This is a genomic window from Agrobacterium sp. OT33 (assembly GCF_017313365.1).
GTDB lineage: Bacteria > Pseudomonadota > Alphaproteobacteria > Rhizobiales > Rhizobiaceae > Agrobacterium > Agrobacterium rhizogenes_A.
Window position 1 is genome coordinate 190891 of record NZ_JAFLMZ010000004.1, and the last position, 23782, is coordinate 214672.

Annotated in this window: 18 protein-coding genes; 1 reads left to right on the forward strand and 17 read right to left on the reverse strand. The window is 61.3% G+C overall.

The features are described from left to right. Positions 1-380: 380 nt before the first annotated feature. The 16 genes from JZX88_RS11380 to JZX88_RS11455 all read right to left on the reverse strand — a co-directional run bounded on the left by JZX88_RS11380 (position 381) and on the right by JZX88_RS11455 (position 20580). Positions 381-1823, reverse strand: coding sequence for a M20 family metallopeptidase (locus JZX88_RS11380; protein WP_206913617.1), 1443 nt, complete (start codon positions 1821-1823; stop codon positions 381-383). Positions 1824-1950: 127 nt separating this feature from the next. Beyond that, on the reverse strand, positions 1951-3495 hold the full coding sequence (locus JZX88_RS11385) for an ABC transporter substrate-binding protein (RefSeq protein WP_065117547.1): 1545 nt from the start codon (positions 3493-3495) through the stop codon (positions 1951-1953). A gap of 36 nt (positions 3496-3531) precedes the next feature. Then, positions 3532-4368, reverse strand: a complete 837-nt coding sequence (locus JZX88_RS11390) for a serine hydrolase (protein ID WP_206913618.1) — start codon at positions 4366-4368, stop codon at positions 3532-3534. 13 nt (positions 4369-4381) lie between these two features. Next, complete coding sequence (locus JZX88_RS11395) at positions 4382-6016, reverse strand: ABC transporter ATP-binding protein (RefSeq protein ID WP_206913619.1); 1635 nt, start codon at positions 6014-6016, stop codon at positions 4382-4384. Continuing rightward, positions 6013-6831 (reverse strand): ABC transporter permease, encoded by an 819-nt coding sequence (locus JZX88_RS11400; RefSeq protein ID WP_003524591.1) that lies wholly within the window; start codon positions 6829-6831, stop codon positions 6013-6015. Before JZX88_RS11400 ends, JZX88_RS11395 begins: the two co-directional genes overlap by 4 nt. Beyond that, a complete protein-coding gene (locus tag JZX88_RS11405) occupies positions 6828-7772 on the reverse strand; it encodes an ABC transporter permease (protein ID WP_206913621.1) in 945 nt (314 codons plus the stop codon). Before JZX88_RS11405 ends, JZX88_RS11400 begins: the two co-directional genes overlap by 4 nt. Before the next feature lie 180 nt (positions 7773-7952). Next, complete coding sequence (locus JZX88_RS11410; RefSeq protein WP_110757939.1) at positions 7953-8858, reverse strand: LysR family transcriptional regulator; 906 nt, start codon at positions 8856-8858, stop codon at positions 7953-7955. Positions 8859-8961: 103 nt separating this feature from the next. Continuing rightward, the gene (locus JZX88_RS11415; protein ID WP_206913622.1) at positions 8962-9906 is read right to left on the reverse strand and encodes an isoaspartyl peptidase/L-asparaginase family protein; all 945 of its coding nucleotides are present in this window, start codon (positions 9904-9906) and stop codon (positions 8962-8964) included. Between the two features lie 44 nt (positions 9907-9950). Then, the gene (locus tag JZX88_RS11420) at positions 9951-11489 is read right to left on the reverse strand and encodes a hydantoinase/oxoprolinase N-terminal domain-containing protein (protein WP_206913623.1); all 1539 of its coding nucleotides are present in this window, start codon (positions 11487-11489) and stop codon (positions 9951-9953) included. Continuing rightward, positions 11486-12562: a DUF917 domain-containing protein gene (locus JZX88_RS11425; RefSeq protein ID WP_206913624.1), complete on the reverse strand. Its 1077-nt coding sequence runs from the start codon at positions 12560-12562 to the stop codon at positions 11486-11488. The genes JZX88_RS11420 and JZX88_RS11425 overlap by 4 nt, the downstream gene beginning before the upstream one ends. Before the next feature lie 118 nt (positions 12563-12680). After that, positions 12681-14276, reverse strand: coding sequence for an ABC transporter substrate-binding protein (locus JZX88_RS11430; RefSeq protein WP_206913626.1), 1596 nt, complete (start codon positions 14274-14276; stop codon positions 12681-12683). A gap of 43 nt (positions 14277-14319) precedes the next feature. Beyond that, positions 14320-15453, reverse strand: a complete 1134-nt coding sequence (locus JZX88_RS11435; RefSeq protein WP_206913627.1) for a DUF917 domain-containing protein — start codon at positions 15451-15453, stop codon at positions 14320-14322. Continuing rightward, positions 15446-17002 carry a hydantoinase/oxoprolinase family protein gene (locus tag JZX88_RS11440; protein ID WP_206913628.1) on the reverse strand — a complete coding sequence of 519 codons (1557 nt, stop codon included), beginning with the start codon at positions 17000-17002 and terminating at the stop codon, positions 15446-15448. Before JZX88_RS11440 ends, JZX88_RS11435 begins: the two co-directional genes overlap by 8 nt. A 17-nt stretch (positions 17003-17019) precedes the next feature. Then, positions 17020-18666, reverse strand: a complete 1647-nt coding sequence (nikE, locus tag JZX88_RS11445; RefSeq protein WP_206913629.1) for an ABC transporter ATP-binding protein — start codon at positions 18664-18666, stop codon at positions 17020-17022. Positions 18667-18670: 4 nt separating this feature from the next. After that, positions 18671-19552 (reverse strand): ABC transporter permease, encoded by an 882-nt coding sequence (locus tag JZX88_RS11450; RefSeq protein ID WP_006698626.1) that lies wholly within the window; start codon positions 19550-19552, stop codon positions 18671-18673. Beyond that, positions 19552-20580 (reverse strand): ABC transporter permease, encoded by a 1029-nt coding sequence (locus tag JZX88_RS11455; protein WP_065117537.1) that lies wholly within the window; start codon positions 20578-20580, stop codon positions 19552-19554. Before JZX88_RS11455 ends, JZX88_RS11450 begins: the two co-directional genes overlap by 1 nt. Before the next feature lie 136 nt (positions 20581-20716). Between JZX88_RS11455 and JZX88_RS11460 the strand changes: the two genes are divergently transcribed. Then, complete coding sequence (locus JZX88_RS11460) at positions 20717-23068, forward strand: LuxR C-terminal-related transcriptional regulator (protein WP_206913630.1); 2352 nt, start codon at positions 20717-20719, stop codon at positions 23066-23068. Between the two features lie 3 nt (positions 23069-23071). On the opposite strand, the gene JZX88_RS11465 is transcribed toward JZX88_RS11460, so the two are convergent. Continuing rightward, positions 23072-23782: a ribonuclease activity regulator RraA gene (locus JZX88_RS11465; protein WP_172873757.1), complete on the reverse strand. Its 711-nt coding sequence runs from the start codon at positions 23780-23782 to the stop codon at positions 23072-23074.

The window sequence follows — 23782 nt, forward strand, 5'->3', positions numbered from 1 at the left end:
CCAGCCGGAAGCGGACCCGAAAGCCCGCCGCTACCTCCTCATCCAGAAAACGGAATAATGAAACCGATTTTCTGTTGTTCGATATATTTATTCCATTTTTGGTTCGAACGTCAATGTTTTCTTCGCGGCCTGACGGCGAAGCGACACACAAGGCGGTGATGAAGGGAGATTGAAAGGGATGGAGCTTAGGGTCGGATTGCCGACAGGCGTGCCGACCCATTCTTTTCATATCCTCCCCGCCCTTACGGTGAGGAGACATAAGCCATTGAAATTACGGATCCCCGGGGCAAGCCCGAGGATGACGTCAAGTAGGATTGCAGGTCGAATCCAATCTCAAGCCCGCATAGCGGTCATCGAGACGGATGCTGGAACGATACGTTCTATCGATGCGAACTGGGCATGACATCTGCGGGAATCGGGCAGACGTAAGCGCTGCCTTCGGTCTTTTCCTGCCATTCCCTTTTCGCACTGGCGAGCAGTTCCGGTGAGGTCATCAGCGCAAGACCGGTCGAGGCAAGCGTTTTGGCGGCATGCGCCATGGCCTTGTGGGCGGCCGGGCTTTTGCCCTGCGCCACCACCTGCCAGGTATGCGGATTGGTCCCGATCGCCCAGGCCGGCGTCCAGCACTGTGCGGTTGGCGTGATCCAGCTGACGTCGCCGACATCGGTGGAACCCGCCCGGAAATGCGACTGGCCCTCGAAATCGCGCAGGCCGAGATGCAGGGGCGCCGAACCATCGATCTTCCGGTTGGAGAAAACATCGCCCTTTATCTGGTAGAGCCGGATGCTGCTTTTGATCGCCTCGTCGGTGAAAGTATCCTGAATGCTCTTTGCGAAAGCAATATCCGCTTCGTCGAAGGCGATAGGGCCGAGCGCCACCATGTTTTCATGCATCGCCGTTTCCAGCGTGAGGTTGGGCAAAAGGTTGGTGGAGGCGGTATCGAAGACGATCTCCACCTCGGTTTCAGTCATCATCGCCGCGCCTCGCGCCACCTTGTCCACCCGTGCGGCAAGATCGAGCGCCTGGCGCATTTCCGGGGCGCGGATCAGATAAAGCACTTCGGCCTTCGCCTGCACCACATTCGCCGCCTTGCCGCCGGTATCGGTGATCGCATAATGCACCCGGCAATCCTGCGGCATGTGTTCGCGCAGGAAATTGACGCCGACATTCATGAGTTCGACCGCATCAAGCGCCGAGCGGCCGAGATGGGCGGCGTTGGAAGCATGGGCCGCAACACCCTTGAAACGGTAGAAATATTCCAGCACGGCAAGATTGTTGGTGGAACGCACGCCGTTGAAGGGTGCCGGATGCCAGGTCAGTGCCGCATCGACATCATCAAACAGGCCGGCGCGCACCATGAAGGTCTTGCCCGAACCGCCCTCCTCACCGGGGCAACCGTAATAACGCACGGTGCCTGGCAGATTATTGGCTTTCAGATGCCGGGCGAGCGCGATGGCCCCCATCAACGAGCCGACGCCGAGGAGGTTGTGGCCGCAGCCATGGCCGGTAGCGTTCGCCTCGCGCGGCTGCACCTGCGCCACATCGGCCACCTGGCTCATGCCGGCCAGCGCATCGAATTCGCCGAGGAAGGCAATGACCGGCTCGCCGCTGCCGAATTCGCCGATGAACGCCGTTTCCATGCCTGCCACGCCGCGGCGAACCGCAAAGCCGTTTTCCTCAAGCGCGGCGGCCAGAACGCCAGCGGATTGCCGTTCTTCGAATTTAAGCTCGGCAAAATCCCAGATGCTGTCGCTCAAGGTGGTGAAGTCGGGCTTCATGGCCTCGACTTCGGCGGCAATCGACATCACGGCATCACGGTTCATGGCTTGTCCTCGCATTTCCGCCCTTTGCGGGCACGCGCAAGCGCTTTGGCGGATACACCGCCAAATCCTTGCACCCTATAATGGAAAGCCCGCGCCGAGGTCCGCCTCCGGCGCGGGCAACAGTGGATCAGTTGTCGACCGAGACTTCCCAGAGGCGGGCGTTCGATTGCCAGACCGGCTGGCCCTTGAGTTTCTTCGTGGCGCCCCAGACATCGACCATGTCGTAGAGGAAGATGCCCGGCATTTCCTTCAGCATCAGCTCATGGAACTCGTCGAAAATCTTCTGGCGCTTCGTCTGGTCGGCCTCGACATAGGCCGCCTTCATCAGCTCGATCGCCTTCGGATCGTCCCACATCAGCGAGGCGTTCTTGTCCTTGTTGCCGACATAGAAGGCATACATCAGCGCCGGGTCGAGGCGCGGGGCGACCGACTGCGAGATCACCTGATAATTACCGGAGCGACGGCGATCGACCTGCGTGGCGTAATCCAGCACCTCGATCTGCACGTTGAGACCCGCCTGCTGCATCATGGCCTGCGCCATGACGGCGGCCGGGAAGCTCGGCACGTTGCCACGCTTGTTGGCGATGATGGAGATCGGCTCGCCCTTGTAACCGGCGGCCTCCAGTTCCTTCTTCGCCGCCTCGATGTCATAGGCCGGACGCTTTTTCTGGGTCTCGTCGAAATAGACCGAGTCCTGCGAGACCATCGAACCGTTGGCTTCACCCGTACCGTTCGATGCGGCGGCAACCAATTCATCGAGATCGAGCGCCATCGCCATGGCGCGGCGCACACCGGGATTGCTCAGCACCTTGTCGCGGGTCTGAATGTAGAACAGGTTCTTGCCGTTGTTACGGGCAACGATCAGCTGCATCTTGTCATTGGTCTTGAACTCCGGAATGAGATCGGGAGAAATCTCGGCCGTGTCGAGCACACCGGATTCAAGGCCCGCCTTCACGGTCGAGGCATCCGGAATGACCATGAACTTGATACCATCGGCCAGCGGCCGCTTGGAGCCGACCATGCCATCAGGCTTGCCGTCATTTGCCGGCGAAACATAATCGGCAAATTTGGCGAGGCGGATATATTCGCCTTTCTTCCACTCGTCCCACTGGAAAGGCCCGGTGCCGATCGGCTTGACGAAGCTGCCATCGGCAGCAACCGATTCCGGCGAGATCATGCCGGTATAACCGCACTCCGGCCGCGACATCAGGCCGAGGAAAACGGCGGAGGGTTTTTCAAGCGAGATCTCGACCGTGGATGCATCCGTGGCCTTGACGCCGGTGACGTGCGCTGCCCCGCCTTCCGCGAAATCGTTGAGGCAGGTCCATTTGGTTTCCGGCTTCAGATAACGTGTCCAGTTCCAGACGACATCCTCTGCGGTGAGCGGCTTGCCATTGTGGAATTTCACGTCCTTGCGCAGCTTGAACGTATAGGTCAGGCCGTCAGGCGCAACCTCGACGCTTTCGGCCAGAAGCGGCTTCACCTCGCCGGCATTGTTATAACCGACAAGGCCTTCGACGATGTGCAGGATAACCCCGTCCGTATTGCCGTCGCGGTTCACGCCGGGATTGTTGCTGCGCAGATCCGAGCTTTGCGCAATGGTGATGTCGCGGGCCGCCGCGATATTGGCCGTTACCAGCAGGGCAACGCCTGCGAGAAGAAGTTTTTTCACTGTTCTACCCTCTTTGTTGTCGTTGATTGTAATTGATTAAAACCCGTCCCAGCAGGCCTTTGCCAGCCGGCCGATCGTCTCGAGCGCGATGGTGTATCCCGGCGTGCCGTCAGGCATGGTTTGCGGAACCTCATCGGTATAGGTGGTGATGATGAAGGACGGCGCGCCGTTTCTGTAGACGATGCCGGCATCCATGCGCCCGCGCTTGCCGCGACCGCTCTTGCTGGCCACCACGGCCTCGAAGGGCAGACGGGAGCGAATTCCATAACGCAAAATCTGGTTCTTCAGCGTCTGCATCGCCCACTCGCACAATTGCGGGCTGCAACCGAGCTTTGCCTGCGCCTCCGGCGAAGATTGCGCATCGAGAATGGTCTGCAGCAGAAGCACCTGATCCGCCGCCGAGGTGGTCGTAACTGTCTTCAACGGATGGTCGGCCGCCAGCGCCAGCGGCGGGATGAGGAAACGGTGGTGGGTATTGGCCATGCCGAGCGACTTGCAATAGCCGTCCACCTCTTCCAGCGTCAGTCTCTCCAGCACCATCTTGGTGCAGACATTGTCGCTCAGCACCATCATGCCGGCGACGGCATCACGTAGTGAGATGACGATGCCCGGCGTCATATAGCGGAACATGCCGCTCGCGACCTCTTCCGCCAGCCGCTTTTCATAGGTGACGGGCTGGTCGAGATCGATCCGCCCTTCGCTGGCGGCCTTGAGCACAGCCATCATGATCGACGTCTTGCGGGTGCTGCCCGATGGCGTCTCCTCGTTTTCTCCCCGGCCGATCTCTTCACCGGTCAGGAGATTACGCACCATGAAGCGCGTCACGAAAGGCTGTGCATCACAGATCGCATTTAATTGGGCAGCCACAGTCATTGTCATCTTCCTGTTAAACTTCATCTTCCAGACGCCATTTCAGTGTCACGCCGCCCTTTTCATTCTGGTCGAGGGCGGGAATGGCCGAGAGCAGCCGGCGCGTATAGGCCTCCCTCGGACTGTCGAAAATTGTGTCGCGATCACCCTCTTCGATGATGCGGCCGTCCTGCATGACGACGACACGGTCGGCCACCTGCTCCACCACGCCGAGATCGTGGCTGATGAACAGGCAGGAAAAACCGTAACGTTTCTGCAGATCGGAAAAGAGATCGAGCACCTGCGCCCGCACTGTCACGTCGAGCGCCGAGACCGGTTCGTCGGCGATCAGGAACCGCGGACGGCGGGCAATGGCGCGGGCAATCGCCACGCGCTGGCGTTGGCCGCCGGAAAGCTCGTGCGGGTAGCGGGCGGCAAAATCGGCGCCGAGCCCCACTTCCTCCAGCGTCTCCAGCGCCCGCTTGCGCTTGGCGGCCTGATCGAGGTCAGGCACGAGGCGCAGCGCCTCCTCCACCAGCGCCTGAATGGTCATGCGCGGATCAAGCGAGGAATAGGGATCCTGAAACACCATCTGGCAATTCAGGCGATAATCCTTCCAGTCCTCGTTGCGCTCGCGGCCCTGAAAGCGGATATGCCCTTCGCTCTCCTGCACAAGCCCGGCAATGGTTCGGCCAAGCGTCGTCTTGCCGGAACCGGAACCGCCGACGAGCGCCACGACTTCGCCCTCATGAATATCGATGCTGACGCCATGCAGCGCCCGCTTCGGTTTGGCTTTCTTCAGCAGCGATTTGCGGCCGGCATAATCCACAACGATATCGCGGGCCGAAACCATTGGCGCCTTGGAGGTGTCGATACTGCGCGGCTCACCACGAAACGGCAGGGAGGAAAGAAGTTTCTTCGTATAGGGGTGCTGCGGCGCGTCCAGCAGGTCCTCGGTGCGGCCCTGTTCGACGATCGTGCCTTTTTCCATCACCACGATGCGGCTGGTATAACGTGCCACCATCGGCAGATCGTGACTGATGAGGAGAACGGCGGTGCCTTCCGCCCGCGTCAGCTCCACCATCAGTTCCATGACATCGCGCTGGATGACCGCGTCGAGCGCCGTCGTCGGCTCATCGGCGATCAGCAGGGCTGGTTTCAGCAGCATGACCGAGGCCAGCATGATGCGTTGGCGCATGCCGCCGGAAAACTCGTGCGGATAGGCCCTCAGCGCACCTTCGGGATCGCGGATGCCGACCCGTCGCAGCATGTCGAGAATTTTCTCACGGCGCTCTTCGGGCGACAACTTCGTGTGAAGGATCAGCCCCTCTTCCAGCTGCCGGCCAATCGTCATTGACGGATTGAGGGAGGTCATCGGCTCCTGAAACACCACGCCGATCTCCGCGCCGCGCAGACGCCGAAGATCCTTCACCGGCAGGGACATGACGTCCTGCCCCTTGTAGATGATCGACCCGCCGGTGACGGCGATGGCCGGCGGCAGAAGCGATATGAGCGCGCGGGTCGCGAGCGTCTTGCCCGAGCCGCTTTCGCCGACGATGCCGAAGATTTCGCCCGCGGCAATATCGAAGGAGACATCCTTGACCACCCGATGGCCGGTTCTGGCGACTTCGAGCGAAAGGCCGCGAACGGTGAGAAGTGTATTGTCCGTCATTTGAGACCTCTCATGCGCGGGTCAAGCCTGTCGCGAAGGGCATCGCCCAGAAGATTGATGCCAAGCAGCGTCAATGCGATGCAGAGACCGGGGAAAAGCCCGAGCCAGACGGCCTGCTGGATGAAGGGCCGGCCGGCGGCCAGCATGTTGCCCCAGGTGGGCGCCGGCGGCGGCACGCCGAGGCCGAGGAAGGAGAGCGCGCTTTCCGACAGGATGGCCCAGCCGAACATGGAGGTGGCAAGAACCGTGATCGGCGCGATGCAATTGGGCAGGATGTGGCGGAACATGGTGTAGATCTCGCCATTGCCCATCACGAGCGACGCCTCGATGAATTCCCGCTCACGCAGAGAAAGCACCGCACCGCGCACCACGCGGGCCATGGATGGCGTATAGGCAATGCCGAGCGCGAAGATGATGCCATACTGGTTTGCGCCGAAAACCGCGAGCAGGCCGAGCGCCAGCAGAATGCCCGGGAAGGCCAAGAGCGCATTGTTGATGGCCATGATGACGCCATCCACCCAGCCCCGCGCATAACCGCTGACAAGGCCGATCAGCGTACCGAAGATCGTCGCGAAGCTGACCGTCAGGAAGCCGATCCAGACACTGGCGCGCGCGCCGACCATCAAACGGCTCAAAACATCGCGCCCGAATTCGTCGGTGCCGAGAAGATGGCTGGCGCTTGGACCGGCCAGACGCGAGGCAAAACCGAGCTTCATCGGGTCATAGGGCGTCCAGAACAGACCGGTTGCGGCGGTGATGAGCAGGAGGGCGATGAGAAAGCCGCCGATAAGCCCGTTAAGTGTGAACTTTTTCATTCGGCAACCACACGCGGATCGAAGAGGGGATAAAGAAGGTCGACGAACAGGTTGACCAGCACATAGGACAGCGAGACGAACAGCAGGCAGCCCTGTATGACGGGATAGTCGCGGGCAAAAATACTGTCGACCATCAGCCGTCCGAGGCCGGGAATGGTGAACACCGTCTCGATGACGGCGATACCGCCGAGGAGATTGCCGAGGATGAGGCCGATCATCGTCCAGGTCGGGCCGAATGCGTTCTTGAAGGCGTGCCGCCAGAGGACAGCACCTTCGGAAAGGCCCTTGGCACGGGCATGGGTGATGTAATCCAGCCGCAGCACTTCCAGCGTCGAAGCGCGCGCCATGCGGATCAGGACACCCATTTCATGGATCACCAGCGTCATGACGGGCAGGACGAGATAGAGCATGCCGCCGACCAGGTTGTCGCTGATCGACACATATCCCAGCACCGGCAGCCAGCCGAGCTTGAGGCCGAAAAACAGAAGCAGCAGAAGACCCAGCCAGAATGTCGGGATGGAGAGGAGCAGGGTTGCTGTTCCCACCAGCGCGAGATCGGTCAGGCTGTTCTGTTTCCAGGCGGCGATCACGCCTGCCGGAACCGCAATCAGGCTGGCGAGCAGCACGGCGACCACGACGATCTCGGCGCTGACGAGGAAGCGCGACACGACCAGCGGCAACACCGCTTCGTCGTTGACGATGGAGCGGCCGAAATCGCCCTGCACCACATTGCCGGCCCAGATGACGAATTGTTGCGGTATGGACTTGTCGAGGCCGAGTTCGGTCCTCATGGCTTCGATCTGTTCCGGTTGCGCCATGTCGCCCAGCATCAGGGCAGCCGGATCGCCCGGAATGAAGCGGATGAGCGCAAAAACCGTGATCGACACGAATGCGATCGTCGGCAGCGCCATCAAAAGACGGCTCAGTATGAATCTTATCATCGGTTCCCCACGATTGATGGCCGGGAACGTGTTCCCGCCTCTATCGGTTTCGTTGCTGGCGACTATGACGGATTGAGAAATATCACGCAATATTATGCGTAAACGTCATATGTCTATGCAGAATGGCGGCGCGTTTTATCTTGATGAGGACAATGAGATTTTCCGCCCAAAATCCCGTTTTCAGTCGATTTTCTGCGAAAGCTGGATTTCCCGCTTCAGGGCATCGCTTAGTGCCTGCGCCGCGATGGACAAGGGTGCACCGGAAGCGCGGGCAAGACCGAATTCCTGTGTCGCCTGCGGAACGAATGGTCGGGCGACAACGGGAAGGTGCCGGTAGAGGTTAGCATAAAAACTGCTGATGATCGTTACCCCCAACCCGTGCGCCACATAGGCGCAGGCGGAACTGTTGGTATGGGTCTCGATCTTCACCATCGGCTTGACGCCGGCCTTCTTGAACACCTGATCGAGCGCCATACGGTTCGGCCTCTGCCGGCCGATCAGGATGAGCGGAACATTGCGCAGATCCTTGACGGTGATTTCGGTGAGTTCAGCCAGCGGATGATCCTCCCGGACCACGCAGACGCTTTTGCCGGTTGCAACACGTTCGACATCGATGCCCGGCCCGATCTCGCCTTCCATCCGCAGGAAACCGAGATCGATCACCCGTTCGCCCACCAGCTTGTTGATGGCGGTGGTCGTTTCGAAGAAGGTTTCGATACGCACGCCGGGAAAATCCCGGACATAGTCGATCAGCATGGCGGGCGCGAAATTTTCCCACATGCTGCTCGGCAGGCCGATGCGAACGATTTCCGGGCCGGCGGCACCATTGCGCAAATCTTCGGCGTGGCCGGACATGCGATCAACGGCGAGCAGCACATTTTCGGCATCACGGGCAAGAAGTGCGGCTTCCGGCGTCGGAATGAGCCGCCCTTTGTCACGGGCAAACAGTGTCAGTGACAAATCCGATTCGAGCTGCGCCAGAAGCCGGCTGACACCGGACTGGCTGAGACCCATGGCCTTGGCCGTGGCAATGGTCGAGCCAGTGGAAAGAAGTGTGCGCAGGACTTCGAGCTGCTTGATGTTCATGAGGCCAGCACCATGGATGAAAAACGAGCCGGTAACGGTTCAAACCTTTTGCCGCCGATAGCGCTTCCTGTCACCGGTTTTTTATCCTGCGCGTGACAGCGACCTACAATTTCACCTCGTAGACTGTGTCATGGGTGGCCACGCGTGCCTCGCCCGATGGCGTCACCCAGCCGCGAAACATGCCGGATGTATTATAGGGCGCGGATATGCCGCCCTCGGCATCGATCGCCACTAGCCCGGCACCGATATCGTAGGGGGCCAGATCCTTGTGCACGAGATTGCCGGCGGCGGTCTCCAGATCCTGCCCGAGATAGGCAACGCGGGACGCGATCTCGTGGCCGACGACATAACGGATGAAAAACTCGCCCTTGCCGGTGCCGGAGACCGCACAGGCGCCATCCCGCGCATAGGTGCCGGCGCCGATCACCGGGCTGTCTCCCACCCGGCCGTCCGGCTTGTTGGTGTAACCTCCGGTCGAGGTGGCCGCAGCAAGATGCCCCGCCGCATCGAGCGCCACTGCGCCGACGGTCCCGTGCTTTTCGTTTTCAGTCGCTTCCGTACCTGTGGCGGCATGACGCTTCATCGCCGCCAGTGCCTCCACGCGCTTTTGTGTGGTGAAGTAGGATTGAGGCTCGGTAGCAAGCCCTTTTTCCTTTGCGAAGCGGTCAGCCGCCTCACCCGTCAGATAGACGGCACGTTCATCCACCATCAGCGCGCGCGCCGCCTTCACCGGGTTACGAATGGCGCGGGACGCACTGATCGCGCCCGCCGCCAGTGTGGCACCATCCATGATCGAAGCATCGAGTTCGTGAATGCCGTTTTCGTTGAGTGCGGCACCATGCCCGGCATTAAAATGCGGGCTGTCCTCCATGACGACGACCGCCGCCTCGACCGCCTCAAGCGCGGTTCCGCCAGCCTTCAGCACGCCATAACCGGCACGCAGCGCCGCCGCCAGATCGTCGCGCGCAGCGGCCCACTCCTCTGACGTCATGCTGTCTTCCGGCATCACGCCACAACCACCGTGAATGGCCAGTGCGATCTTCGTCATGTGCTCACTCCCTCGTCACCCCACTCCGGCAGGGCCTCTTACCATCAATGAAAGGCGATATCGCCGATGACCCGCACGCGCACTCTGCGAGCGCCGCCCGGCAGATAGGCGATCGGAATATCCTCCACCTCAAGCGTCTTGAGGCTCGCCCGCTCCGCGCCAGACGCAACGGCTGCGTTCTGCGCCTCGGTCTCGGCTTTCGCAAGGGCTTCGTCGCGGCTCAGGCCGGAAAAGACCTGATCGACCTCGCCGGAAACCTGCGCCATCGCCGCGCCCAGCGCATTGGCAACGCCGGCACTTTCCACGCGCAGCACTTCCGACGCACCCGGAACCGTCTCCGGGATCAGGAACGCCCCACCGCCGACAGCGACCAGCGGCACGTCTTCGGCCGAGGTCTTCATCTGGTCGAAACTGTCGGCCACCATGTCACGGATGCGTTGAAGCGAGGCCTGCACGAATGCCGGATCGAGGTCTTTCACACGGTCGCGGTCACCCATCTCGATCAGGCCTGCGGCAACGGCGATATCCGAGGTCGTCAGCGTCTCGCCGCCGAAAACACGGGCTTCCGTCAGGATGCGATAACCGACCGAGCGCGGACCGATCTTGCCTGTCTCAGGGTCAACGATGGTGCCGCCGCCGAGCGCAATCGGCAGAAGATCGGGCATACGGAAAAGCGTACGTACCCCACCGATATGAACGATATTGTTCGCCTCGCGCGGAAAGCCGCCGACAAGGCAGCCGATGTCGGAAGTGGTGCCGCCAACATCCACCACCATGGCGTCGGAAAGCCCGGTGAGGAAGGCCGCACCGCGCATCGAATTGGTCGGGCCGGAAGCGAAACTGTGCACGGGGTTGGCGGCGGCCACATCCGCGAGCGCCACGGTGCCGTCATTCTGGGTCAGATAGAACGGCGCTTTTACGCCCGCTTCGCGCAGCGCATCCGAAAATGCCTGAACCGTGGTCTTGCCGAGCGTTTGCAGCGCTGCATTCAGGAGAGCGACATTTTCTCGCTCGAGCAGCCCGATGCGGCCAAGCGTATGGGAAAGCGTGATGCGTGCATCAGGGATCACAGAGCGGACGATTTCCGCCGCTCTCACCTCGCACTCCGTCGTCAGCGGTGAGAAGGTTGCCGAAATGGCGATGGAGGTGATGCCCGCATCGCGGATTTTCATCGCCGCTTCGCGAATTTCATCGGGAACCATCGGCACCAGCGGACTGCCGTCATATTCATGGCCGCCGTGGACCATGAAGATCAGCGGATCCACGGCCTCGCGAAGATCCTTCGGCCAATCGCACATCGGCGGCAGTGAAGAACCTGTTGGCAATGCGATGCGGATCGCCGCGACCCGTTCCAGCCGGGCGCGCTCCACCACCGCATTGGTGAAATGCGTGGTGCCGATCATCACCGCATCAATCGGCCGTTCCGCCGTGCCGACATGGCCCGCCACATGGGCAAGCGCCGCCTTTACGCCGGACAGCACATCCTGCGTGGTTGGAACCTTGATGGAAGCGACGATGGTGTCTCCATCGATCAGAACGGCATCCGTATTGGTGCCGCCAACGTCAATACCGATGCGTTTCATGGGAATACCGATCTGAAGTCAATGTCATAACCGAAGGCGCGCGGACCGACGGCGGCGATGCCGGCAGGTGTCGTCAAAAGCTCCGGCGCCGGCAGGGCGACAACCGTGACGCGCTGGCCGTATCGCACCGATTCCGTACCGATGGCGCCGCCCGAAACAGTGTCGAGAAGGCAAAGCAGGTCCGGCGTCATGGCGACAGGCTGGCCATCGCGGAAGGCGACCGCCCATTCGTTCTGGAAGGCCAGTTCCATGCGCGAACCGCGGTCGGCATCGATGCCTTCAATGGTCGTGCTGCCGCGCAGGAAACCACCGGTGGTCTCACGCGCCACATCCACCACCTTGCCACGGAACAGCTGCTTGCCGCCCTCATGGTCGAGAACCGCTTGAACCGGATCGTCATGGCGCGCACGCGCCTCCATCACCGCGCGCCCGAGTTCGGTCGCCTTGGTGACGGTGTAATGAATGCCCCATTCCTTCACTTCCCTGCCGGTGCGCGGCGCCTTGCAGGTGGCGGCGGTGGAACCGACTTCGGTACAGACCTTGCGTGAGATGCGCTCCATCCATTTCCACGAGGCGGCCCGCGTCACGATCACCTCATTGTCGCGCACATCCACCAGCGACAGCGGAAACATCGGCAGGTTGCCGATGGCGAAGGATGTCATCTGCGCCTCCGGATAGGCGCGTCCCATGGCATCGGCATTCACGACCGGCCGGTCGAGCACGGCGGCGGCGAGGAAGGACGACAGCGCATTGGAACCGCCGATTTCAACGCTCATGATCGCCCGGAACGGCTTGCCGAGATAATCCTCCATCACCTCGACAGCGCGGGCGAGATGGACAGGGTCTCCCAGCCGCTCCTGACCGACAAGCGGCGCACCCATCTTGGAGACGACGGCAACCATATCGTCATCGGCGAGCGCCATGGGGTCCATAACTTTCACCCGCCGCCCCTCGGCATAGAGACGCCGCAGGTTGAGCGTCGAGATATAGGGATTGCCGCCGCCCCCCGTTCCCAGAATCCAGGCGCCGGTGGCCAGAGGTTCGATATCGTCTTCGGAAAATTCCTGGATCATGCGTCATCCTCGGGCATGCCGCAGCCTTTCCGGCCGCAAGCGATGCTCCTTCCCTTTGAAGTTCCAAGTCTGGCCAACCCCGCCATTTGTGGCGGGGCCGGTTTTCAAGAGGCGAAAATCACTCCGCCTTGCAGTCCCAATGGAAGTTGGAAAAGTTCAGGTCCCAGCTCTGCATGGGAATGAACTCGTAACCCTGAAGGCACTTGTTCGCCGCATAACGGCGGTTCGGCGCAACGGCCCAGACGTCCGGCTGAAGATCGGCGATCTTCGTCTGCAGTTCCCTGTAGGTGGCGTTCTGCTCGTTCACATCGGTGGTGGCGCGGACCTTGTCGATCAGGCCGTCGATTTCCGCGTTCTGCAACCATTCCATCGACATCCAGGTGCCGGAAGCCTTGGAATGATACTGGTTGTAGAACATCGCGTCCGGCGACGGATAGGTCGGAGAGATGTTCACCTGCGTCGATGCCGGGGTGGTTTCGGGCTTGGAGGACAGCTCGACGATGCGGTTCCACGGCTCTGGCTTGATATCGAGCGTGATGCCGATCTGCTCGAGGCTCGATTGCAACAGCAACGCCACTTCGGCCTCGAAGGCCAGCGACGCGACATAGCTGTTGACCAGCGTGATCTTCTGGCCGGCATATTTCGACTTCGCCAGTTCTTCCTTGGCTTTCTCCAGATCGTAAACGCCCGGCTGGATATCGCCGTTATGCGCATCCTTGAACGCGTCGGAGAGCGGTCCGCGCATGTCGAAGCCCGGATAGATCACTTCCTGGATCGTCTTGTAATCCGTCGCATAGGCGATGGCGCGGCGCACATGAACGTCGTCGGTCGGATAGACCTTGGTGTTGAGCTTGATGACGAAACCGCCGGCGGTGCGGGTCTGGATCAGCTTGTAACCCTTCATGCGGCCGATGGATTCATAGGTGTCGTTGCCAAGCCCGTGCGAGGAAAGACCGAGTTCACCCTTTTCCGCCAGCGCCTTGACGGTGGCGTCGTCGCTGGTCTGCACGAAGCGCACTTCATCAATCGGCTTGCCCTTCGTCCAGCCGAGGAAATAATCGGCATTGCGGGCAATGACCATATCGGCGGAACGGTTGTAGCTGACGAGCTTGTAGGGGCCGGAACCGGCGGAATGTTCGCCGACATAGGCCTCGCCCCACTTGTCTTCCGGCTTGGCATTGGCTTCGATCAGCGTCTTATTCATCGCCATCATCAAGGGCGTCGCCGCCATGAAGGGCGAAAACTGGCGCTCGATCTTCATGACCAGCGTCGCATCGTCAGGCGCGGTGACGTTTTCGGGCTTCAGCACGCCGACGATGAGGTTCGACGGGCCCTTGTTGATGCCGAGCAGGCGCTGGATCGACCAGGCAAGATCGGCAGCCTTTACCGCCGTACCGTCCTGAAACTTCGCATCGTCGCGCAGGTGGAAGGTGTAGGTCAGGCCATCTTGCGAAATATCCCAGGATTTCGCCAGATGCGGCACGATTTCGCCCTTGGCGTTCACCGTGGTCAAGCCGTCATACATGTTCACGATAGCCATGTAGCCGGTGTAATCAGTCACCTTCGCCGGGTCGAGCGAGCTGAATATCTGCATGGTGTTGACCGCGACCGAGACCTTGTCTTCCGCAAGGGCTGCGGAAGAAACAAACGGCAGCACGAGCGCCGTGCCGAGCGCCAGCGCGGCGAGACGGGAAGAAAGTACAGGCATTTTCATTATCGTTCTCCTCTTTATTGCGGGTCATTGGCCCCGCTTATGGTTAGGCAGCCTTGCTGACCGGAATGGGCAGCGGTGAGAAAGGAATGTCCGGGTAACCGAATGCCGCCGGCCCGACGACCTCAAGCGCGCGGGCGCTGCGCAGCAGGTCATGGCAGGGGATGGCGATGACGGCCACGCGCTGGCCGTAGCGCAGCACTTCGGTGGTGATCGGATAACCGGTGTCGACATCGAGCAGGACGATCAGATCGGGCACCGTCACTTCCACCTTGCCGTCACGGGAAAACAGCAGAAATTCGTTCTGGATGGCGACGCCCGCCGTCTGGCCGACGCAATCGTCGAAACCGGAGAGCGTGAGATCGCCAACCGCGAAACCGCCGCGCAGATGGCGCTTCAGATCGGTGATCTTGCCGTTGAAGATGCGTCGCCCGCCTTCCAGTGCGCAGACTGCGGCAATCGGGTCTTCCTGCTGTTTGCGGGCGCGGATCACCGCCTCACCGATGGCGATCGCCTTGGTGTAGGTTTTCGGAATGCCATACTGGTGCACGTAATGCGCCTGCATCGGCGCGGTCGCCAGCATCGCGCCGCCGCCCTGCGAAACGACGCAGGCGCGCGCCATGCGCTCGTGCCAGACTTCGGAAACGGCATGGCTGAAGATGACGGCATTGCCGTGCAGATCGCACATCACGGATGGCGTGGAACTATGGCCGTAGATGGAGAAGGTGGTCATCTGCATTTCCGGGAAGGCCCGGCCCATGCCGTCGCAATCGAGGATCGGCAGACCGCCCAGCGCCGCAGTCACCAGCGGGTTCATGGAATTGGAACCGCCGATTTCCTCACAGACGATGGCGTCGACGGGCGTGCGGATCAGCTCTTCCATCGCCCGCAGGCAACGCAGGCCTTCGCGGCCTTCGCGAATGCGCTCGACGCCGACGACAGGCGCGCCGATGCCGCCGATGGACATGCAGAGCGCGTCCGGCTCGATGGCATCAGTTGCGAGGATTTTCATCTCGTAACCAGCCTTCATGGCCTCCAGCGCCAGCAGCTTGCCGAGATAGGGATTGCCGCCGCCGCCCGTGCCGAGAATGCCCGCGCCGATTTCCAGCGCGTCGAGGTCTTCACGGGTCAGCGTCCGCAATGCCGCTTCGTCATATTTCAGCTTGCGTGTCTCAGCCATGATTGGCTCCCATTTCTCCAACAACTTTCACATGAATGCGGGTGGCGTTGCCGGGCAGGTATGCAAGCGGCATGTCCTCGCGCTCGATGACATCAAGCGTTTCGGCAATCGCGCCGGCGGCAATCGCCTTTTCGCGGGCCTCCGCTTCTGCTTCGGCCAGCGCGCTCTCGCGCGTGCGTCCGTCGATCAGCGAGAAGACCCGGTCGGTCTCGCCGCTGATCTGCGCAATGGCCGCGCCAACGGCATTGGCCACCGCGAAATTCTCAGGCCGGATAACTTCGAGGTCACCGATACGGTCCGGCATCAGGATGGAGCCGCCGCCAACGGCGATCACCGGCACCGGTGACGACGAGATGCGGCTGCGCTCCACGCAGGCTTCGAGCATGTCGTTGATCTTGTCGACCGCCGCATTCACGAGCTTTTTGTCGAGGCTGGCGACCAGCGCCTTCTCGCCCACATCGGCCTTGCCGGAGGCAACGGCGATATCGGTTGCCGTGAGGGTCGAGCCACCGAAGCAGAGTGCATCGCGGCGAACGCGATAACCGACGGATTTCGGCCCGACGGTCACGCCGTGATCGCCATTGACCACCAGCGAACCACCGCCAAGACCGATGGAGAAGACATCGGGCATGCGGAAATTGGTGCGCACACCGCCAATATCCACCGTGGTCGAGGCCTGACGCGGGAAGCCGTGCGACAGCGAGCCGACATCGGAGGTGGTGCCGCCGACATCCACCACCACGGCATCCTTGAGACCGGTGAGGAAAGCCGCACCGCGCATGGAATTCGTCGGGCCGGACGCGAAGGTGAGCACGGGGAAACCGCGCACCACATCCGCCGCCATCAGCGTGCCGTCGTTCTGGGTGATATAAAACGGGCAGGTGATGCCCGCAGCCTTCAGCGCTTCGCCGAAAGCCGCAACGGTGCGGTCGGCAAGCGATAGCAGGCTGGCATTCATGATCGCCGCACTTTCACGCGCAAGCAGACCGTGACGGCCAATATCCTTGGACATCACCACCGGCAGGCCCGGGCAGCGCTCCTGCAGGATCTCCTTCGCCCGCAGCTCCATCGCATCATTGATGCCGCTGAAGACACAGGTGACGGCAGCGGCCTTCAGGCCCTTGGCGCGGATATCGGCGGCGATGCGGACGATCTCGTCCTCATCGAGTGGCGAAATTTCGCGGCCGTCGAATTCGTAACCGCCGCGCACCTGATAACCGTGGTTGCCGACGATTTCCTTGAGATCATCCGGCCAGTCTACCATGGGCGGCAGGCCGGCGCCGGAAGGCAGGCCGAGACGGATCGCGGCCACCTCGTCCATATGCCGGCGCTCGATCACCGCATTGGTAAAATGCGTGGTGCCGATCATCACGGCGCCGATACGCGCCCTGTCAATGCCCGATGCCTCGATGACCTTTTCAAGGGCTTCGATGACACCTGATGTCACATCCTCTGTCGTGGAGGCCTTCACCCCCGCCAGAACGGTTTTATCCTGCAACACAACGGCATCGGTATTCGTGCCGCCGACGTCAATTCCAACGCGATACACGTCAGGCTCCTCTTTCATCAATCGGTCGTTTTTACGAGGAAGCGCATGCGCTCTTCCTCGGTCACGGTGGGTTTGAGACGTTCTTCCTCGTCGGTGACGACGGGGATGGCCGCGATCAGGGCGCGGGTATAGGGATGGGCAGGCTCGGCGAAGACCGCCGATGTCACACCCTCCTCGACAATCTCGCCGCGCAGCATGATGGCGATGCGCGAGCAGAAATTGCGCATCAGCGACAGGTCATGCGAGATCATCAGATAGGTGAGGCCAAGCTCCTCGCGCAGTTGCAGCAGAAGGTCGATCACCGTCTTCTGCACGGAGACATCGAGTGCCGCCGTCGGCTCGTCGAGGATGAGGATTTTCGGTTCTGCCGCGAGCGCCCGGGCAATCGCCACACGCTGCTTCTGGCCGCCGGAAAGCTCGTGCGGATATTTGCCGAGATAGGATTGCGGCAGCCGCACCAGCCCCATCAGTTCCTGCATGCGGCTTTCCCGTGCCTGGCCATCCATGCCGATGGATTTCAGCGGCAAGGAAAGCGTCTGCCTGACGGTACGCTTCGGATTGAGCGAAGTACCCGGATTTTGATAGACGATCTGCGTCAGCCGCTTGCCGCGTTCAGGCGTCGGGGCGTCAATGACGAGATTGCCGGAGGTGGGGCGCGAAAGGCCCATGATCATGCGCGCAACCGAGGTCTTGCCCGAACCGGATTCGCCCGCAAGGCCAAAAACCTCGCCCTGCTTCAGCGTCAGGTTCACGTCGCGCACGGCATGGTAGCCATTGCGCCTGCCGTAAATCTTGTTCAGACCTTCGATTGTGATGATCGGCTGCCGCGTGCTTTGCGCCAGATCGGTAACGCGCAGGCCATAAAGCGGCGGCACGGCATCCAGCAGTGAACGCGTATAGTCCTTGGCGGGACTATGCAGGATTTGCGTGCAAGGGCCGGTCTCGACGATATCGCCGTGGTGCATGACAACGACGCGGTCCGCCACCTTGCGCACGACGCCGAGATTGTGAGTGATCATCAGCAGCGCCATGTTTTCTTCGGCAACCAGCTGGTTGATGAGATTGAGGATTTCATCCTGCGTCGTCACATCGAGCGCCGTGCCGGGCTCATCGGCGATCAGGAGCTTCGGCTGGTGCAGCAGGGCAAGGCCGATCAGCACGCGCTGGCGCATACCGCCCGACAGCTCAGACGGATAGGCGTTCATCACCCGCTCGGTATCGGCAAGCTGTACCCGGCGCAAAACGGCTGCGATGCGGTTGCGGCGCTCCGCCTTGGACGAGTTGATACCATCGCGTTTGTCGGCAAAGCGCATGACATCATCGAGATGCGTGCCGATCTTGAAGACCGGATTGAAGGACGATAGCGGGTCCTGCATGATCAGTGAAAACGCCGTTCCCTTCAGCGCCTCACGGTCTCTGCGCGGCAGGGCAAGCACATCGCGGCCATCGATGACGATGGCGCCGGAGGTGATCGCGGCATTCTTCGGCAAAGTGCCGATAATCGCCTTGGCGGTGACCGATTTGCCCGATCCGGTTTCGCCGATCAGCGCCACACGCTCGCCAGCGGCAACGGTGAAGGCGACATCGCGCAGCACCTGCCGGGTGCGGCCATAATTGGTGAAGGTGACGTTGAGGTTTTCGACCTTGAGAAGCGGTTCAGTCATGGCCTTAGCTTTCCACGTCGAACATGTCGCGCAGGCCGTCGCCCAGCAGGTTGAAACCCAGCGTCACGTAAAGCACGGCCGCACCGGGGCAGAGCACTTCCCACCAGAAATCCGGCATGAACTGGCGCCCGTCGGCGACCATCGATCCAAGATCGGGGGTCGGCGGCTTGACGCCGAAACCGAGGAAGCTGAGCGTCGCGCCGAACAGGATGACGAAGGCGGCATCAAGCGTCGTCTTGACCGATATGACCGAGACGCAATTGGGCAGGATTTCGCGAAAGAGAATGTGCAGGGGGCCGGCACCGGCAAGACGCGCCGCCTCGATATAGTCTTCGGACGCAATGGACTTCGACACCGAATAGATCAGCCGCGCGTGCCAGGTCCACCACAGCAGCGTGATCGCGATCATGGCGTTCGTCAGTGTCGGTTCCAGGAGGTTGGAGACCGCCAGCGCCATGACGAGCGGCGGCATGGCCAGCATCACATTCGTCAGGCCGCTGATGAGTTTCTCGGTCCAGCCGCCGAAATAACCGGCGATGAGGCCGAGCACGGTGCCGACTGGCACGGAAATGCCGAGCACGCCGATGACGAGAAGGAGGGAAACACGCAGCCCGAAAATGGTGCGGGAAAAGATATCGCGCCCGGCCTTGTCGGTGCCGAACCAGTGCTCCAGATCCGGCGGCATATGGCGGGCACGGAAATCGACGACCGCGCCGATATGTTTCGGATAGGGCGTGAGCCATGGCGCGAAGACCGCCAGCACCAGCACCGACAGAAGGATCAGCGAACCGATGACCGCTGCCGGATTGCGGCTGAAGCGATACCACATCATGTAACCGGCGCTTAAACCGCGATCGGTGGGTTCGAGCATTTTCATATCAGCCATCAGCGAGCCTCCTTGCGGCGCAGGCGCGGGTCGATGATCGAGATCAGGACATCCACGATCAGGTTCGCAACGATGAAGAACAGGCCGGCCACCAGCACCACGGCAGTGACGGCATTGAGGTCTTTCTGCAGGATGGCGTTCAACCCGTAAGAAGCGAAACCACCCCAGGCGAAGACCATCTCGATCACGAAGGCATTGCCGATCAGCGACGCGAATTCGAGACCCATGATCGTCAGCGGCGCAATGGAAGAGAGCTTCAGCAGGTAACGGAAGATGATCACCCGCTCCGGCACGCCGAAGCTCTGCAGGGTCAGCACATGGTCCTTGCGCTGGTTTTCAATCATCGAGGAGCGGGTAATGCGGGTGATTTGGCCGATGCCGGCCATGGAAAGCGCAAAAGCCGGCAGCGCAAGGTGTTTCAGCGCATCCAGCACCACATCGAACCGTCCGGCCAGCATGCCGTCGATCAGGATGAAGCCCGTCGGGCCGCCCTGCCAGCCGAGCGAGTGATCGAGCCTGCCGATGATCGGCCAGCCGGAGAGAAACCGGGCGGCCAGCAATTGCAGCGTGATGGCGAAAAGAAAGCTCGGGATCGTCACCCCGGTGAGCGACAGGATACGGCCGATATGGTCCAGCGGCCGGTCGCGGTAATGTGCGGTGATGACGCCCAGCGGAATGGCGACGGCGAACATGAAGATGACAGAGACCAGCACCAGTTCGACGGTTGCCGGAACGGTCTGCGCCAGATCGGTGGTGACGGGGCGCTGCGACACCAGCGAGAAACCGAGATCGCCGTGCAGGGCATTGCCGATGTAATCGAGATATTGGATGGCAAGCGGCTTATCGAGGCCCATCTCGCCGCGCAGCGCATCCACCTGCTCCTGCGTTGCCGCAGGACCCAGCGCCATGCGGGCGGGATCGCCGGGGACCACACGGGCGAGCCCGAAAATCATGATGGACAGGGCGATCATGACCAGCACGAAGGTGCCGAGCCTGTTCAAAATCGCGACCAGCGGATGTTGCTGCATCGGTGGAACGTTCCTTGTGCATCGGTTGCCGGAGCACAAGTTTTCACCAGATGGCGGTTTGAACAATTGCCGAAAGGTATAGTTTTTTGAAGAATGAGTATAGGTTTTTATATCTGGATACCCTATCCCTTTCCCGATGACACTCCTGCCCCGTCCCCGCCTCTGCCACCGCATCGCCAGCGAAACCGCGGGCGTGGTATTTCTGCGCGCGCCAGCGGGGGCCGGAAAAAGCGTGCTGCTGGAGATGCTCGCAGAAGAACTGGGAACGCGGATATGCCGCACGCACCAGCCGCAAGGCGACGACGCGGCAAATGGCTGCCTGCTGTGGGACGTTCCGGTCTTTGCACGGGCGGTACGCATGCCCGCCCCCATCCTGGAATCGGTGCGTTTCGTCGTCATCGCCTGCCGGCCGGACCAGCGGATCAGCGGCATGGCGCGGCACATACTGCATCGCGGCTCGCTCACCATAGGATCGGACGAACTGGCCTTCAGGCAGGACGAGGCCGAAAGCCTTCCGCCTGAGCAGAAGCATCTGGCACTCGAGGATTATGCGGGGTGGCCGGCCTTCCTGTCGCTGGCGCGCCTGCCGGACGAAACCTTATGCGCCGACTATCTGCGGGAAAGCTATCTGCCGCATCTTTCCCCTGCCCAAACGGTCGAACTGTCCTTCTGGCTCGAAAATCCCTCCGCAGACCCAGATGCGGACTGGAGCAAGCTTCTGCCGCCCTTTCTGACGGGAAAGCCCGACAATCACCGCACGCTGATACGGCTTCTGACGGTTGCGGCAAAAGAACGCCTCGCCACATTGCAGGCCGACAGCGCCGTGGTGGAGGTCGCCTCGGCTTTCGAAAAGGCAGGGCGTTCGCTGGCCGCCATGGCCATGCTGCTGGACCGCGGTTACGAGACCCATGCCGCACAAATCCTTGAGCGCGCCGACGGCCGTGAGCTGATCTACAGAAGCAGCGTCGACCGGTTTCGCGAAATCATCATGCGGTTTTCGCAGGATATGATCGCGGCCAATGAAACCGTGCTCTTCGCCGTCACCCGCGCGCTGCTGAAACAGGGTGAATTGCAACGCGTGCGCCATCTGCTCGGCAAGAGTCTCGGTTCGGATTATCTCGATCCGCTGAAGGTGCTTGCCCGTGGCTCGCGGTTTTCCTTCGCCGCCCGCACCTTCCGGCTAAACCTGATGATCGCCGAGGACCTGACGCCCAATGACGCTGTCATAACGCGGCTCGGCGAGTTCATGGCCGATTATCCGATGGACGATCACGGTAAATGGGCGGCCTATTACAATGCGCTGCTGGAATTTGAAATCCGCCGCCGCAATTTCCGTGAGGCGGAGGCGGCTGCCGCCCGCGCGCTTATCTATCTGCGCAAGATGGGCGGGCAGCCCCTGCTGGAATTCTTCATCCACCTGCATCAGATCGTACTGCGGCTGATGAGCGGCGATGTGCTTCTGGCCCGCCGGGCGGCGCAGGAGGCGCGCGCACGGTTGGAACAGGTGCCGCATGATGCCGTGCAGGAGTTCCGGATGTTGCGGCTGGCGGAAGCCTGTCTTGCCTATGAAGCGGGAAAGCCACGCGACCTCCTACATTTCGTCGAGCACGAATTCGATCACTTCGCCGCTGCCGAAATCTGGCCGAGCCTGATGCAATTTGCCCTGTTTTACGCCTCGCAGGTGTTGATCGACCATTTTCCGATGACCGTTCGTCCGGGCTTTCTCGATGGCCTGTGGATTCACCTTTCGGAAGGGCTGCAATTCCATGCGATGATGGAGATCAGGACGGCCCTCGCCTATCAGAACGCCAACCGGTGGGCGGATGCCGCCGCGACGCTTTCGGCAATCCGCATGCCGATGGGCCGCAACTGGGTGGAAAGCGCCCATGAAGACCTTTCCCGCCTGACGCGGCGAGACGAAATCGCCTATGTCATGGCCTGGCTGCGCGATGCGGTGCATCTTTTCACACCGCGCGCCTATCTCTCCCGCCAGATCGACGCGATGATCGCCAATCCCAAGGTCACCAATCGTGAAAAGGTCGCGCTAAGGATCTGGCAGAGCTATGCCGCGCAGCAGCGCCGCGACAATGCCGGCGCCCGCGCCCATATCCTCACCGCTCTTGAATCAGCAACCCGCCTTGGCTGCAACGGCGTGCTGTCGGAAGAGCGCGTCTTTCTGTCACCGCTTCTCAACAATCGCCGCATCCGCAGTTTCATCGAAACCTCTTCCGATGTGCGCACCGCGCTGTCGATTTTCGCCGCCTCGGTCAACTCACCGCAGGCACGCGCGCTGCATGGCGGGCTTTCCCAGCGGGAAGCGCAGATGCTGCAATTGCTGGCCAGCGGCATGTCCAACAAGAAGATCGCCCAGACGCTCAACATCTCGGAAGTGACGGTGAAATTTCACCTCGGCAACCTGTTCCGCAAGCTGGATTGCAAACGCCGCGCGGAGGCGATCCGCGCGGCGAAAGCACTGGGCTGGCTGTAAGGCTCAGCGGTTGTTCTTCTTGCGCCATTCGGCAAATGCCGTCTGGTGCTCTTCCTTGGTGCAGGGGTAAAGCCCGATGATCGTCTGGCCGGCCTTGACCTGCTCCACCACGAAGTCCTCATAAGCCGTCATTTCCACCGCCTCGGTCGCTACCTCGTCGGCTATACCCGCCGGGATGACGATGACGCAATCGGCGTCGCCGACGATGATGTCACCCGGAAAGACCGGCGCATCGCCACAGCCGATCGGGCCGTTGATCTCGATAGCCTCGTGTTTGGTGAGGTTGGTGGGGCTCGAAGGGCGGGTGTGGTAAGCAGGAATATCCAGCTCGGCAATGGTGGCCGCATCACGGAAGCCGCCATCCGAAACGATGCCCGCACCGCCGCGAACCATCAGGCGCGTAACGAGGATATCGCCGGCCGAAGCGGCACTCGCGTCCTTGCGGCTGTCCATCACAAGCACATGGCCCGGCGGGCAGGTCTCGATGGCGACGCGCTGCGGATGGGCGGGATTGCGAAATTCGACAAGCTGGTTGCGATCCTCACGGGCCGGCATGTAACGCAGGGTAAAGGCCGGGCCCACCATGTTCTTGCCCTTGTAACCAAGCGGGCGCACGCCCTGAATGACCTGGTTGCGCAGACCCCGCTTGTAAAGCGCCGTCGCCAGCGTAGCGACGGAAATCGTCAGCAATTTTTCGCGCGTTTCATTGTTCAT

Coding starts and splice junctions, on each gene's coding strand:
- JZX88_RS11380 (WP_206913617.1), bottom strand. CDS start 1,823: ATGAACCGTGATGCCGTGATGTCGATTGCCGCCGAAGTCGAGGCCATG.
- JZX88_RS11390 (WP_206913618.1), bottom strand. CDS start 4,368: ATGACTGTGGCTGCCCAATTAAATGCGATCTGTGATGCACAGCCTTTC.
- JZX88_RS11395 (WP_206913619.1), bottom strand. CDS start 6,016: ATGACGGACAATACACTTCTCACCGTTCGCGGCCTTTCGCTCGAAGTC.
- JZX88_RS11400 (WP_003524591.1), bottom strand. CDS start 6,831: ATGAAAAAGTTCACACTTAACGGGCTTATCGGCGGCTTTCTCATCGCC.
- JZX88_RS11405 (WP_206913621.1), bottom strand. CDS start 7,772: ATGATAAGATTCATACTGAGCCGTCTTTTGATGGCGCTGCCGACGATC.
- JZX88_RS11410 (WP_110757939.1), bottom strand. CDS start 8,858: ATGAACATCAAGCAGCTCGAAGTCCTGCGCACACTTCTTTCCACTGGC.
- JZX88_RS11415 (WP_206913622.1), bottom strand. CDS start 9,906: ATGACGAAGATCGCACTGGCCATTCACGGTGGTTGTGGCGTGATGCCG.
- JZX88_RS11420 (WP_206913623.1), bottom strand. CDS start 11,489: ATGAAACGCATCGGTATTGACGTTGGCGGCACCAATACGGATGCCGTT.
- JZX88_RS11425 (WP_206913624.1), bottom strand. CDS start 12,562: ATGATCCAGGAATTTTCCGAAGACGATATCGAACCTCTGGCCACCGGC.
- JZX88_RS11430 (WP_206913626.1), bottom strand. CDS start 14,276: ATGAAAATGCCTGTACTTTCTTCCCGTCTCGCCGCGCTGGCGCTCGGC.
- JZX88_RS11435 (WP_206913627.1), bottom strand. CDS start 15,453: ATGGCTGAGACACGCAAGCTGAAATATGACGAAGCGGCATTGCGGACG.
- nikE (WP_206913629.1), bottom strand. CDS start 18,666: ATGACTGAACCGCTTCTCAAGGTCGAAAACCTCAACGTCACCTTCACC.
- JZX88_RS11450 (WP_006698626.1), bottom strand. CDS start 19,552: ATGGCTGATATGAAAATGCTCGAACCCACCGATCGCGGTTTAAGCGCC.
- JZX88_RS11455 (WP_065117537.1), bottom strand. CDS start 20,580: ATGCAGCAACATCCGCTGGTCGCGATTTTGAACAGGCTCGGCACCTTC.
- JZX88_RS11460 (WP_206913630.1), top strand. CDS start 20,717: ATGACACTCCTGCCCCGTCCCCGCCTCTGCCACCGCATCGCCAGCGAA.
- JZX88_RS11465 (WP_172873757.1), bottom strand. CDS start 23,782: ATGAACAATGAAACGCGCGAAAAATTGCTGACGATTTCCGTCGCTACG.